This window comes from Albidovulum salinarum (assembly GCF_025673475.1).
GTDB classification, from domain to species: Bacteria; Pseudomonadota; Alphaproteobacteria; order Rhodobacterales; family Rhodobacteraceae; genus Albidovulum; species Albidovulum salinarum.
In genome coordinates, this window is the sequence record NZ_JAOVQO010000010.1 from 63,557 (window position 1) to 76,688 (window position 13,132).

Genomic DNA, 13,132 nt, shown 5'->3' on the forward strand with positions numbered 1-13,132 from the left:
CCCGCCCGCCGATATAGCGGTTGCGGCACGAGAATGAACGAGACCGCGATGACCTACCACCCGAAATCCGATTTCATGCGCGTGATGATGGAACGCGGCTTCCTCGCCGACTGCACCGATTATCAGGGGCTGGACGAGGCTTTGGCGAAGGGCGTGGTTCCGGCCTATATCGGCTTCGACGCGACGGCGCCCTCGCTGCACGTGGGCTCGCTGATCCAGATCATGATGCTCAGGTGGCTGCAGAAGACCGGCCACAAGCCCCTCGTCCTGATGGGCGGCGGCACGACCAAGGTCGGCGATCCGTCGTTCCGGGCCGAGGAACGGCCGCTCCTCACGCCCGCCCAGATCGACGACAACATCGCCGGCATCAAGCGGGTCTTTTCGGCCTATGTCAGCTTTGGCGACGCGCCGACCGACGCGCTGATGCTGAACAACGCCGAGTGGCTCGACACGCTCAACTACCTCGATTTCCTGCGCGACATCGGGCGGCACTTCTCGGTCAACCGGATGCTGTCGTTCGAGAGCGTCAAATCGCGGCTCGACCGCGAGCAGTCGCTGTCGTTCCTCGAGTTCAACTACATGATCCTGCAGGCCTACGACTTCCTGGAACTGCACCGGCGCTACGGCTGCCTCCTGCAGATGGGCGGGTCGGACCAGTGGGGCAATATCGTCAATGGTATCGACCTCACCCGCCGGATCCTCGACGACGAGGTCTTCGGGCTGACCTCGCCCTTGCTGACCACCTCGGACGGCAAGAAGATGGGCAAGAGCCAGTCGGGCGCGGTCTGGCTCAATGGCGAGATGCTCTCGCCCTACGAGTTCTGGCAGTTCTGGCGCAACACGACCGATGCCGATGTCGGGCGGTTCCTCAAGCTCTACACAGAGCTCAACGTCGAGGAATGCGACCGGCTCGGCGCGCTTGAAGGCGCCGAGATCAACGAGGCCAAGATCGTGCTCGCCAACGCGGTGACCGCGCTCGCCCACGGCGCCGAGGCGGCGGTGGCGGCCGAGGCCACCGCGCGCGAGGTCTTCGAGCGCGGCGGCGTCGGCGAGGAGCTGCCGACGCTGGCGCTCTCGGCCGGGGATGTTGCGGACGGGATCAGCCTCGCCCAGCTCTTCGTGCGCTCGGGCCTTGCGAAGTCGGGCAAGGATGCCAAGCGGCTCATCGCCGAGGGCGGCGCAAGGGTGAACGACGAGATCGCCGCCGATGCCGGACAGATGTTCGGCGCAGGCCATTTCGCCACCCCGCTGAAGCTGACCGCCGGCAAGAAGCGCCACGCGCTCGTCGTGCTGGACTGAGCCGGATCGGCACCCGGCTGGCCGGGCGCCGGGGCGGGATGATGGAGATGGGAGCCGAGATGGCGGGACGGCCGGAGCGGATCGCGACGCTCGACATCGCACGGACGCTGGCGCTGGTCGGCATGGCGGTCTTCCATTTCACCTTCGACCTGCAGATGTTCGGCCATCTCGCGCCCGGCACCACTGCCACCGGCGGCTGGGTGCTCTTCGCGCGCCTCATCGCAGGCAGCTTCCTCTTCCTCGCGGGCGTGAGCCTGCAGCTCGCGCATGGCCGGGGCATCCGCCCGCGCGCCTTCGGGCGCCGCTTTTTGATGATCGCGGGCGCCGCCCTCTTGGTCACGGGGGCGACCTACATGGCGCTGCCCGAGCAGTTCGTCTATTTCGGCATCCTCCACTCCATCGCCGTGGCGAGTGTGATCGGGCTCGCATTCCTGCGCCTGCCGGCACTCCTGACACTTGCGGCGGCGGCGGCGGTCCTCGCCATCGCTCGGATGCCGGCCGCGGAGGTCTTCGAGGCGCCGTGGCTGCACTGGCTCGGCCTCGCGACGACGACCCGGCCGTCGGTCGATTTCGTGCCGGTCTTTCCCTGGCTCGCCCCCTGCCTCGTCGGGATCGCGCTCGCGCGGCTGGCCGGGCGCGCAGATCTCTGGGACCGGTTGCGCCGGGTGGAGGGGCGCCTGTCCGCCGCCTCGCTGCAGGCGCTCGCCTGGCCCGGGCGCCACAGCCTTGCGATCTATCTCATCCATCAGCCGGTGCTCTACGGCCTCGTCTGGGCGGCAACGGTAACGATGCGCTGATGCCCCGGCGGAGCGGGGGGCTGTCTGCCCCCCACGCCCCCGACAGGTCGGGGGCTCCCCCCGAGAGTATTTGAAGACAGAAAGTGAGCGGCGATGCGTCACTTTCTATCTTAAAATACTCCCGCCGGAGGCCGACGACGAGAGGAAAGTCTTGCGCCGCAGGCGCGCAATCAGAAACGAGTCAGTTGCCGAGCATCCATCTGCCGTCCGGGTGGAAAGCGTGGAAGACGAAGGCAAAGATGACGTCATGGACGACGTCGTGGCCGCTGACCGCGTCACGGACGCGGATGTTGCCGACCTCGCGGCCCTTGGCGATCCGCCCGGAATCGAGGGCGGACGCCTGGCCCCGGCTCCAGCTGATCCGCACCCCGGCCTCGGCGATCTCGCCCGCCCGCGCCACCCGTTCGAGCGGCCAGGCGCGGTTGCCGACGCGCACCACGCGGGACAGCGGCTCGATCCCGTGGGGCGGCATCTCGCCATTGTAGAGGAAGGGCCGGGCGAGGCTGTCGTAGCCGGCATAGGGGTTGCGGCCGTAGCTGCGCGGCCAGTCGGGCTCGTCCATCACCAGCCCGTCGGGGTTGCGGGCGCGGAACGCGCCCCAGCTTTCCATCCAGCCCGGAAGCTGGGTGAGCTTGCGCCCGGTCAACTTGCCGACGATCGCCTCGCCCAGCGCCTGCTGCCACCAGCTCTCGGTCTGGCGGTCGTACATGATGAGGTCGGAATGGCGGAGCTTGCCCGAAACGCCGAAACTCAGGGTCTGCCCGCCGAGGCGGCGGTCGAAGATCATCCCGGCGTTGCACAGCGGGCAGAAGGTCACCGCCACCGGCACGCCCGCCACCTCGTCGTTGACGATCTCGTGCCAGGTCAGGTAGCGGATCGGCCAGGCGCGCGGCTTGGCCTCGCCGAGTTCGAGCACCATCACCGGCTCGCGGTCGTCGAGGCGGCGCTCGGAGCCGACAGGGATCATCCTTGCGCCGTCGAGCGCGGGGATGCCGTCCTTCGGCGGGCCGCCGGAGAGGATCTCGGCGAAGGGCACCGATGCGCGGGAGAAGTTGGTGCGCGGCCATTCGGCGCGCCAGCGGTCCGGCGCGGCGAGCGCGGCGGCGGCGAGCGCGAAGACTGCGACGAGGGCCGGGGCCAACCCGGCCAGAAGGCGGATCGCGGACATGGAAACCCCCGCCCGGCACTCTGGCGCGGGCGGGGGCGTTTTTCCAGCACCGGGGCGCCGGTCTCACCCGAAGGTGAAAAGTCGTGTTATTCCTCCACCGTCACCGTGACCATGCGGTCGGGCTCGCTCACCGCGCCGTTCAGGTCGGGATTGCCCTTCTTGATCGCGTCGACCACTTCCATGCCGCCGATGACATGGCCGATCACGGTGTACTGGCCGTTCAGGAACTCGCCGGGCGCAAACATGATGAAGAACTGCGAGTTCGCGCTGTCGGGATCGGCGGACCGCGCCATGCCGACGACGCCGCGCATGAAGGAATGCTCGGAGAACTCCGCCGGGATGTTCGGCAGGTCCGACGCGCCGGTGCCCGCGAGCGCCAGGTCGCCGCCGGCCTTGCCGTTCTGGACGTCGCCGGTCTGGGCCATGAAGCCCTCGATCACCCTGTGGAACACGACGCCGTCATAGGCGCCGCGACGCGCCAGTTCGGTGACCTGGGCGACGTGCTTCGGCGCGATGTCGGGCAGAAGGTCGACCGTGACCTTGCCGTTGGCCTCGCCCGCGACCTCGATCACGAGGTTCGGGCCCGGTCCGTCCTCGGCCGCCGAGGCGCTGCCGGTGGACTTGACATAGAGGAAGAACGCGGCGCCGACAGCCACGGCGGCGGCGGCGATCCCGCCGATGATGACGCGGGCGTCAGACATCGGCCGCGACCTTCACCGCGATCATCCGGTCGGGCGACGCGGGCGGTTCGCCGCGGGCGATCTTGTCGACATGCTCCATCCCCGAGATCACCCGGCCGTAGACGGTGTACTGGCCGTTGAGGAAGTGGTTGTCCTTGAAGTTGATGAAGAACTGCGAATTGGCCGAGTTCGGGTTCTGCGACCGCGCCGCGCCGAGCGTGCCGCGATCGTGCGGCAGCTTGGAGAACTCGGCCGGCAGGTCCGGCAGGTCGGAGCCGCCGGTGCCGCAGCGGCCGGGGTTGTAGTTCTGTTCCATGTTCGCGTGCTGGACATCCCCGGTCTGGGCCATGAAGCCCTCGATCACCCGGTGGAAGGCGACGTTGTCGTACTTGCCGGCGCGGGCGAGTTCCTTCATGCGCGCCGAATGCTTGGGCGCGACGTCGGGCAGAAGCTCGATCACCACGTCGCCGTTCTTCAGCGTCATGATGATGGTGTTTTCGGGATCCTTGATCTCTGGCATGAACGCCTCCTTCGATTTCGGCGGCGACCCTAGAGCGCGGCGCGGTCCAAGAAAAGGCCAAAGCGTTCCGGTCGGTTGACCTTCGCCTATGCTTCGGGCGATTTGGCGCGTAAGTCTTGAAAAAACGCACGGCCCGAAAGGATTCTCTTGATGAGCTGGAAAACCATCGACGACATGGACTTCAAGGGCAAGGTCGCTCTGGTCCGCGTCGACATCAACGTGCCGGTCGAGGCCGGGCGCGTCACCGACGCCACGCGGATCGAGAAGATCGTGCCGACGGTGAAGGACATCCAGGAGAAGGGCGGCAAGGTCGTGCTCTTGGCGCATTTCGGGCGGCCTGAGGGCCAGGTCGTGCCCGAGATGAGCCTCAGGGTCACGCTGCCCGCGCTCGAGGCGGCGCTCGGCCAGACGGTCGGCTTCGCGGATAACTGCATCGGGGCGCCGGCCAAGAAGGCGGTGGCGGCAATGGAGCCGGGCGACGTCCTGCTGCTCGAAAACACCCGCTTCCATGCCGGCGAGGAGAAGAACGACCCGACGATGGCCGCCTCGCTCGCGGCACTCGGACTGGTCTATGTCAACGACGCCTTTTCGGCCGCGCACCGCGCCCATGCCTCGACCGAGGGCATCGCGCACCGGATGCCGTCCTGCGCCGGGCGGCTCATGGAGGCCGAGCTCAAGGCGCTGAACGCGGCACTCGGCAATCCGGAGCGGCCGGTCGTGGCGATCGTCGGCGGCGCCAAGGTCTCGACCAAGCTCGATCTGCTCGGCAATCTCGTCGAGAAGGTCGACCATCTCGTCATCGGCGGCGGCATGGCCAATACCTTCCTCGTCGCGAAGGGGATCGAGGTCGGCAAATCGCTCGCGGAGCGCGACATGGCCGAGACCGCGCGGGAGATCCTCGCCAAGGCCGAGGCCACGGGCTGCGCCATCCACCTGCCGACCGACGTGGTGGTGGCCAAGGAGTTCAAGGTCGGGGCGGAAAACCGTACCGTCGCGGCCGGCGAGTGTGCGGCCGACGAGATGATCCTCGATGCCGGGCCGGATACGGTGGACCTGATCGCCGAGGTCTTCGCCCGCTGCCGCACGCTGATCTGGAACGGCCCCCTCGGCGCGTTCGAGACCCCGCCCTTCGACGCGGCGACGACGATGGCGGCGCAGAAAGCGGCGGAACTCACCCGCGGCGGCCGGCTGGTCTCGGTCGCCGGCGGCGGCGACACGGTCGCGGCCCTGAACAAGGCCGGGGTGGCCGAGGATTTCAGCTACATCTCGACCGCGGGCGGCGCCTTCCTCGAATGGATGGAAGGCAAGGTCCTGCCGGGCGTCGCGGCGCTCGAGAACTGAGGCCGGCAGCGCCGCCCTGCCCCGCGCGGCGGCGCGTCATACCCGGCGGCCGCCGCGCTCCTGCGACATCAGACGCGCCACCTCCGCGTCGGGGATCGCCTCGGCGGCATAGCCGAACGTGCCGTCGTGCAGCACCTCCCGTCCGGCCCGGGCCAAGGCGCCGAGTGCTGCGCGGGCGAAGGAGCCGCCGACGCTGATGCGGCGCACGCCGGCGGCGGCGAGGTCGGCCACCGTGCAGGCCGGCCCCGAGAGCCCGGCCACGACATTGACCGGCCGGTCGACCGAGCGGCAAACGGTGCGGATCGCATCGAGATCGGGCAGGCCGGGCGCGAAAAGCACATCCGCCCCGGCCTCGGCGAAGGCCTGAAGGCGGCGGATCGTATCGTCAAGGTCGGGCCGTCCCCAGAGATAGTTCTCGGCCCGCGCGGTCAGCAGGAATGGCCGCCCGCGCACCGCTTCGGCCGCCGCGCGGATCCGTTCGACGGCGAGGGAGAACGGATGGATCGGATCGCCGGGATCTCCGGTCGCGTCCTCGATGGAACCGCCCGCGAGGTCGAGGTCACAGGCCATCGTGACCGTATGCGCGCAGGTCTCGGGTGCCGCGCCAAAGCCGTCCTCGAGATCGGCGGTCACCGGCAGGTTGGTCGCGCGGGCGATTGCGGCGGCATTGAGCAGGATCTCCTCGCGCGTCAGCGCCGCGAAAGAATCGCGCCGCCCGGTGGAGAAGGCATAGCCCGCGCTGGTCGTCGCCAGGGCCTCGAAGCCGATATCTGTGAGGATACGCGCCGAGCCCGCGTCCCAGGCATTGCCGACGACGAACGCCCCCTCGCGGGCGTGGAGTGCCCGGAACCGCTCGAATCTCGTGGTCTGATCCTGCATTCTGTTCTCCAGTCGCAGTGAGAAGCGTCTCGAGGCAGCGTAGGCGCATACGGCGCGCCGGCAAACCCGCACGATGACGCGACGTTCGCCCCGAACCGCCACAGTTTTGCCTCGGGCGGCGGGATAAAAGGGGACAGAAATCTGGCGGGATCAGGAAAGCATAAACATGGCGGCGAAATGGACGCTGATCACCGGGGCGTCGGACGGTCTCGGCCGCGAGTTCGCGCGGATCGCGGCGGCCGAGGGGCGCGACCTGATCCTCGTCGCGCGCCGCGCCGAGAGGCTGGAGTCGCTGGCGCAAGAGCTGCGCGCCCGCTACCGGATCGCGGTCGAGGTGATGCCGGCCGACCTGTCCGATCCCGCCGCGGTCGACGCACTGTGGCGCCGTGCCGCGCACCGGCGCCAGATCGAGGTGCTGGTCAACGATGCCGGGTTCGGGCTGAACGGCGCCTTCGCCGACACCGACCTGGCCCGCGAACTGGCCTCGATCGCGGTCAACGTCATGGCGCTCACGATCCTGATGAAGCACGCGGTCGGCCATATGCGGTCGCAAGGCGGCGGGCGGATCCTGAACGTCGGCTCCACGGCGGGGTTCATGCCGGGGCCGAACATGGCCGTCTACCACGCGACCAAGGCCTATGTCCTGTCGCTGAGCGAGGCGGTGGCCGAGGAACTGCGGGGCGGCAACGTCACTGTCACGGCGCTTTGCCCCGGCGCGACGGCGACCGGGTTCCAGAGCGTCGCGCAGATGGAAAACGCGCTTCTGCTGCGGGTCCTGCCGGTGGCAGAGGCCGGCGCGGTCGCCCGGGCCGGCTGGCGGGCGATGCAGCGCGGCCGTCGGATCTGCGTCACCGGATCGTTCAACCGGTTCTTCGCGGCGGCGCCGCGGCTCTCGCCGCGGGCACTGACGACGCGGATCGCGGGGCTGTTCCTGCGGTCCGGCGGCATTCGCGCGCGTTAGCGCCACCACATTTGCATGCGACCCGACTGTCGCCTAGAAGCGATGGAAGGGCGCGCGGCGCGCCCATTGCATTTCAAGCTTTCGCGCGGAGACGGACATGGCACGGCAAAATCAGGCAGAACAGATGCGTTCCGGCAAGGGCTTCATCGCCGCGCTCGACCAGAGCGGCGGCTCGACACCGAAGGCGCTGAAGCTCTACGGCGTCGAAGAAGGCGCCTGGTCGAACGACGACGAGATGTTCGCGCTGATCCACCAGATGCGCGCCCGCATCGCGACGGCCCCCGCCTTCACCGGCGAGCGGGTGATCGGCGCGATCCTGTTCGAAAAGACCATGGACGGCGAGATCGGCGGCAAGCCCGCCGCCCAGTTCCTGTGGGAAGAGCGTGGCGTGGTACCGTTCCTCAAGATCGACAAGGGGCTCGAGGACAAAGCCGACGGCGTGCAGCTGATGAAGCCGATCGGCGGGCTCGACGCGCTTCTCGACCGGGCAGTCAAGGCGGGGATCTTCGGCACCAAGGAGCGTTCGGTGATCGGCGCGGCCTCGGCCTCGGGTATCGCGGCGGTCGTGGCGCAGCAGTTCGACCTCGGCCGCCAGGTGCTGGCCAAGGGGCTGGTGCCGATCATCGAGCCGGAAGTGACGATCTCGATCGCCGACAAGGCCGAAGCGGAGGACATCCTGCTCGCGGAGCTGAAAAAGCAGCTCGACGCGCTGCCCGAAGGCGCGGACGTGATGCTGAAGCTGACGCTGCCGACCAAGGCCAATCTCTACAAGCCGCTGATCGACCATCCGCGGGTGATGCGCGTCGTCGCGCTGTCGGGCGGCTATTCTCGCGACGAGGCGAACGCGCTCCTGGCGCAGAACGCCGGCATGATCGCCAGCTTCTCGCGCGCGCTGACCGAGGGGCTCTCGGCCAAGCAGGACGACGCCGAGTTCAACCGCACGCTCGACGCCACGATCCAGTCGATCCGCGACGCCTCGGTGGCCGGCTGACAACGCCGGTCTGGCGAAACGCGATGTGGGGGATTCCCTTCGCGAATCACTTGTGCCATGATTCTCGCAGCCGCCCGACGAAGGCGGCGCGAAGAGGCAGATCATGAGTGTATCGCGGAGCCGTCCCGCCCTTGGCGTCGTCGTCTACTTCGCCCTCGCATCGGGACTTGGCTTCTATTTCACCTTCGCCGCCGTCCAGGGTGACTACGGGGTGTTCCGCCGGGTCCAGGCGACGGCCGAGAAGGCGGCGCTGACGGCCGAGCGCGACCGGCTGAAGATCGAGGTGGCGCGGATGGAGAACCTGACCCGCCGCCTCTCGGACGACTACCTCGACCTCGACCTGCTGGACGAGCGCGCCCGCGACGTGCTCGGCCTGATCCGCGCCGACGAGATCGTCATCCACTGACGCTTCGGCGCGGCCGCTCCACGCGTCAGTTCCGAAGACATGCTTGCGATCATACGGCGAAGGGTCGGCCGGAGGCTTTGGCCGTGCCGCAGACATCGGCAGAATCCGCGCGTCCATCCCGTCAGGCACCTGCCCGAATACGAAGTCGGGAAACGCTTGCCTGCGGTGGCGGCGGGATCGCCGTTGACCATGTTGTGCCGCACGAGATTCAGGATATCTTTCAGCGAGTGACAGCACAGGCGTTCTGCCTCGGAGTCGCGGCGCGGGCCTTGCTCCTGGCCAGATCCGGCAATGAATGGCGCGCACAAATATTGCTCGCGATTCTTCGCAAACTGCGCTATAGGGTAGTTTAACGTTGAACTACTTTCTCGCCATTGGGAGGTTCTCGGCATGGCCGCAAGAAAAAGCGCCGCAACATCAAACACATCCAAGGAAGATCTGCTGAAGTATTACCGCGAGATGCTTCTGATCCGGCGATTCGAAGAGAAGGCCGGCCAGCTCTACGGCATGGGTTTGATCGGTGGTTTCTGCCACCTTTACATCGGCCAGGAGGCAGTGGTCGTCGGGCTCGAGGCGGCTGCCGAGGAAGGTGACAAGCGGATAACCTCCTATCGCGACCACGGCCACATGCTGGCCTGCGGCATGGACCCCAAGGGCGTGATGGCCGAACTCACGGGCCGCGAGGGCGGGCTGTCCAAGGGCAAGGGCGGCTCGATGCACATGTTCTCCAAGGAGAAGCATTTCTACGGTGGCCACGGCATCGTCGGCGCCCAGGTGCCGCTCGGCGCCGGTCTCGCCTTCGCGGACAAGTACAAGGAAAACGGCCGCGTCACCTTCACCTACTTCGGCGACGGCGCGGCGAACCAGGGCCAGGTCTACGAGACCTTCAACATGGCCGCGCTGTGGCAACTGCCGGTGATCTTCGTGATCGAGAACAACCAGTATGCGATGGGCACGTCGCAGAAGCGCTCCACGTCGACGCCGGACCTGCATACGCGCGGCCTCGCCTTCGGCATCTCGGGCGAGACCGTTGACGGGATGGATGTGCTGGCCGTGAAGGCCGCGGGCGAAAAGGCGGTGGCGCATTGCCGCGCCGGCAAGGGCCCGTACATCCTCGAAGTCATGACCTACCGCTACCGCGGCCACTCAATGTCGGATCCGGCCAAGTACCGGACCCGCGAGGAGGTGCAGAAGATGCGCGAGGAGCGTGACGCGATCGAGAACGTGCGCGAGCTTCTGCTGCAGGGCAAGCATGCGAGCGAAGACGATCTGAAGGCCATCGACAAGGAGATCAAGGCGATCGTCAACGAGGCGGCCGAATTCTCCAAGGTGAGCCCCGAGCCCGCGCTCGAGGAGCTCTGGACCGATATCTACGCGTAAGGGGGACACGCATATGGCTACCGAAATTCTGATGCCGGCGCTTTCCCCGACGATGGAGGAAGGCAAACTCGCCAAGTGGCTGGTGAAGGAGGGCGACACGGTGTCGTCCGGTCAGATCCTCGCCGAGATCGAGACCGACAAGGCGACGATGGAGTTCGAGGCCGTCGACGAGGGTATCGTCGGCAGGATCCTTGTTGCCGAGGGGACCGAGGGCGTGAAGGTCAACACGCCGATCGCGGTTCTCGTCGAGGAAGGCGAGAGCGCCGATGCCGCGCCTTCCGCCGCAGCCGCTGCGCCGGCCGCCGAAGCCCCTGCCCCGGCGCCGGCCGTTGCAACCGCTGCTCCCGCGGCGCCCGTGGTCGACGCGTCTCCCGACTGGCCGGAAGGCACGGCGATGAAGACGATGACGGTGCGCGAGGCATTGCGCGAGGCGATGGAAGAAGAGATGACGCGCGATGCCGACGTCTATCTCATGGGCGAGGAGGTCGGCGAGTATCAGGGCGCGTATAAGATCAGCCAGGGCCTGCTCGACCGGTTCGGATCAAAGCGCGTGATCGACACGCCGATCACCGAGCATGGCTTCGCCGGCATCGCCGTGGGTTCTGCCTTCGGCGGGCTTCGTCCGATCGTCGAGTTCATGACCTTCAACTTCGCCATGCAGGCGATCGACCACATCATCAACTCGGCGGCGAAGACCCTCTACATGTCGGGCGGCCAGATGGGTTGCCCGATCGTCTTCCGCGGTCCGAACGGTGCCGCCGCCCGCGTGGCCGCGCAGCACAGTCAGGATTACGCGGCATGGTATGCGCAAATTCCGGGTCTCAAGGTCGTGCAACCCTACTCGGCGGCTGACGCCAAGGGTCTGCTCAAGACCGCAATCCGGGATGCGAACCCCGTGATCTTCCTCGAGAACGAGATCCTTTATGGCCGCTCGTTCGAAGTGCCTGATCTCGAAGACTTCACGATTCCCTTCGGCAAGGCGAAGGTCTGGCGCGAGGGGACGGACGTGACGCTTGTGTCGTTCGGGATTGGCATGAGCCACACGCTCGAAGCCGCCGACAAGCTCGCGGCGGAGGGGATCAGCGCCGAAGTCATCGACCTCAGAACGCTCCGGCCCATCGACACGGCAACCGTGATCAAATCGGTAATGAAGACCAACCGGTGCGTGACGGTCGAGGAAGGCTGGCCGGTCTGTTCGATCGGCAACCACATCTCGGCGGTCCTGATGCAAGAGGCCTTCGACTACCTCGACGCGCCCGTCATCAACTGCACCGGCAAGGACGTGCCGATGCCGTATGCGGCCAACCTCGAAAAGCTGGCGCTAGTGACCTCGGATGAGGTTGTGGCGGCGGTGAAGCAAGTCACCTATCGGTAAGGAGGCAAACACATGGCAACCGAAATCCTGATGCCGGCGCTGTCTCCGACGATGGAGGAGGGCACGCTCGCCAAATGGCTCGTGAAGGAGGGCGACACCGTGTCGTCCGGCGATATCCTGGCCGAGATCGAGACCGACAAGGCCACGATGGAGTTCGAAGCGGTCGACGAAGGCATCGTCGGCAGGCTCTTAATCGCGGAAGGTACGTCGGGCGTGAAGGTTAACACGCCCATTGCGGTCCTGGTCGAGGAAGGCGAGAGCGCCGATGCGGCTCCCGCCGCCAAATCGGCGCCAGCGACTGCGCCGGCTGCGGCTGCGGCAGCGCCTGCGACGCCACCTGCGGCGACCCTGGCCGTCGCGGTGTCGGGCGGCGCACGCGTCCTTGCTTCGCCGCTCGCGCGGCGTCTGGCAAAAGAGAAGGGCATCGACCTCTCGGCGCTGACCGGCTCTGGCCCGCACGGGCGCGTTGTGAAGGCTGATGTCGAGGCCGCTTCGTCCTCGCCGGCCACCAAGACGCCGACCGCAGCGGTGCAAACCCCAGCGACAGCCGCATCCGCACCGGCGGCAATGCCCGCAGGGCCGTCGGCGGCGAGCGTTGCGAAGCTGTACGAGGGCCGCGATTACGAGGAGATGCCGCTCGACGGGATGCGGAAGACCATCGCTGCCCGGCTTACCGAAGCCAAGCAGACGATCCCGCACTTCTATCTTCGCCGCGACGTGCAACTCGATGCGCTGATGAAGTTTCGCGGTCAGCTCAACGCGCAGCTCGAAAGCAGGGGCGTCAAGCTTTCCGTCAACGACTTCATCATCAAGGCGTGCGCCAACGCGTTGCAGGCGGTGCCCGATGCCAACGCGGTTTGGGCCGGTGACCGGATCCTGAAACTCAAGCCTTCGGACGTTGCTGTCGCCGTCGCGATCGACGGCGGGCTGTTCACTCCGGTGCTAAAGGATGCGCACCAAAAGTCGCTTTCCGCGCTGTCGTCCGAGATGAAAGACCTCGCCGGCAGAGCCCGCTCTCGCAAGCTCGCACCGCATGAATACCAGGGCGGCAGCTTCGCGATCTCCAACCTCGGCATGTTCGGTATCGACAACTTCGACGCGGTCATTAATCCACCGCACGGCGCAATCCTTGCCGTGGGGGCCGGCGTCAAGAAGCCGGTTGTGAAAGCCGACGGCGAAATTGGCGTGGCCACTGTGATGTCGATGACGCTTTCGGTCGATCACCGGGTAATCGACGGCGCACTCGGCGCTGAACTTCTCAAGGCTATTATCGAGAACCTCGAAAATCCGATGGCGATGCTTGCTTGAAAAAGAGGCCGGGGCCCTGCGCCCCGG

General features: G+C 67.1%; 13 protein-coding genes. 9 read left to right on the plus strand and 4 right to left on the minus strand.

What is annotated here, in order from left to right:
* Positions 1-48 precede the first annotated feature (48 nt).
* Complete coding sequence (tyrS, locus tag OEZ60_RS11805) at positions 49-1,299, plus strand: tyrosine--tRNA ligase (RefSeq protein ID WP_263336575.1); 1,251 nt, start codon at positions 49-51, stop codon at positions 1,297-1,299.
* A gap of 59 nt (positions 1,300-1,358) precedes the next feature.
* Positions 1,359-2,096: a heparan-alpha-glucosaminide N-acetyltransferase gene (locus OEZ60_RS11810; RefSeq protein ID WP_263336341.1), complete on the plus strand. Its 738-nt coding sequence runs from the start codon at positions 1,359-1,361 to the stop codon at positions 2,094-2,096.
* A 181-nt stretch (positions 2,097-2,277) separates the two neighbouring features.
* Here OEZ60_RS11810 and OEZ60_RS11815 read toward each other — a convergent pair whose 3' ends face one another.
* The 3 genes from OEZ60_RS11815 to OEZ60_RS11825 all read right to left on the minus strand — a co-directional run bounded on the left by OEZ60_RS11815 (position 2,278) and on the right by OEZ60_RS11825 (position 4,464).
* The gene (locus tag OEZ60_RS11815) at positions 2,278-3,264 is read right to left on the minus strand and encodes a DUF3179 domain-containing protein (RefSeq protein WP_263336344.1); all 987 of its coding nucleotides are present in this window, start codon (positions 3,262-3,264) and stop codon (positions 2,278-2,280) included.
* Between the two features lie 86 nt (positions 3,265-3,350).
* Positions 3,351-3,965 carry a peptidylprolyl isomerase gene (locus tag OEZ60_RS11820; protein ID WP_263336347.1) on the minus strand — a complete coding sequence of 205 codons (615 nt, stop codon included), beginning with the start codon at positions 3,963-3,965 and terminating at the stop codon, positions 3,351-3,353.
* Positions 3,958-4,464 carry a peptidylprolyl isomerase gene (locus OEZ60_RS11825; protein ID WP_263336350.1) on the minus strand — a complete coding sequence of 169 codons (507 nt, stop codon included), beginning with the start codon at positions 4,462-4,464 and terminating at the stop codon, positions 3,958-3,960. The genes OEZ60_RS11820 and OEZ60_RS11825 overlap by 8 nt, the downstream gene beginning before the upstream one ends.
* Before the next feature lie 150 nt (positions 4,465-4,614).
* Here OEZ60_RS11825 and OEZ60_RS11830 point away from each other — a divergent pair, with 150 nt between their 5' ends.
* Entirely contained in the window at positions 4,615-5,805 is a 1,191-nt protein-coding gene (locus OEZ60_RS11830) for a phosphoglycerate kinase (RefSeq protein ID WP_263336352.1), read from the plus strand.
* Between the two features lie 36 nt (positions 5,806-5,841).
* Here the strand turns inward: OEZ60_RS11830 and OEZ60_RS11835 are convergent, their stop codons facing one another.
* Complete coding sequence (locus OEZ60_RS11835; RefSeq protein ID WP_263336354.1) at positions 5,842-6,684, minus strand: isocitrate lyase/PEP mutase family protein; 843 nt, start codon at positions 6,682-6,684, stop codon at positions 5,842-5,844.
* Positions 6,685-6,850: 166 nt separating this feature from the next.
* Here OEZ60_RS11835 and OEZ60_RS11840 point away from each other — a divergent pair, with 166 nt between their 5' ends.
* From OEZ60_RS11840 to OEZ60_RS11865, 6 genes are all read left to right on the plus strand, one after another.
* A complete protein-coding gene (locus OEZ60_RS11840; protein ID WP_263336357.1) occupies positions 6,851-7,645 on the plus strand; it encodes an SDR family NAD(P)-dependent oxidoreductase in 795 nt (264 codons plus the stop codon).
* 97 nt (positions 7,646-7,742) lie between these two features.
* Complete coding sequence (locus OEZ60_RS11845) at positions 7,743-8,636, plus strand: fructose bisphosphate aldolase (protein WP_263336360.1); 894 nt, start codon at positions 7,743-7,745, stop codon at positions 8,634-8,636.
* A 103-nt stretch (positions 8,637-8,739) separates the two neighbouring features.
* Complete coding sequence (locus OEZ60_RS11850; protein ID WP_263336362.1) at positions 8,740-9,042, plus strand: FtsB family cell division protein; 303 nt, start codon at positions 8,740-8,742, stop codon at positions 9,040-9,042.
* A gap of 390 nt (positions 9,043-9,432) precedes the next feature.
* Positions 9,433-10,422: a pyruvate dehydrogenase (acetyl-transferring) E1 component subunit alpha gene (pdhA, locus tag OEZ60_RS11855; protein WP_263336364.1), complete on the plus strand. Its 990-nt coding sequence runs from the start codon at positions 9,433-9,435 to the stop codon at positions 10,420-10,422.
* Between the two features lie 13 nt (positions 10,423-10,435).
* Positions 10,436-11,797, plus strand: a complete 1,362-nt coding sequence (locus OEZ60_RS11860; protein ID WP_263336366.1) for a pyruvate dehydrogenase complex E1 component subunit beta — start codon at positions 10,436-10,438, stop codon at positions 11,795-11,797.
* Positions 11,798-11,809: 12 nt separating this feature from the next.
* Positions 11,810-13,105 (plus strand): pyruvate dehydrogenase complex dihydrolipoamide acetyltransferase, encoded by a 1,296-nt coding sequence (locus tag OEZ60_RS11865; RefSeq protein WP_263336369.1) that lies wholly within the window; start codon positions 11,810-11,812, stop codon positions 13,103-13,105.
* The last annotated feature ends 27 nt before the right edge of the window (positions 13,106-13,132 follow it).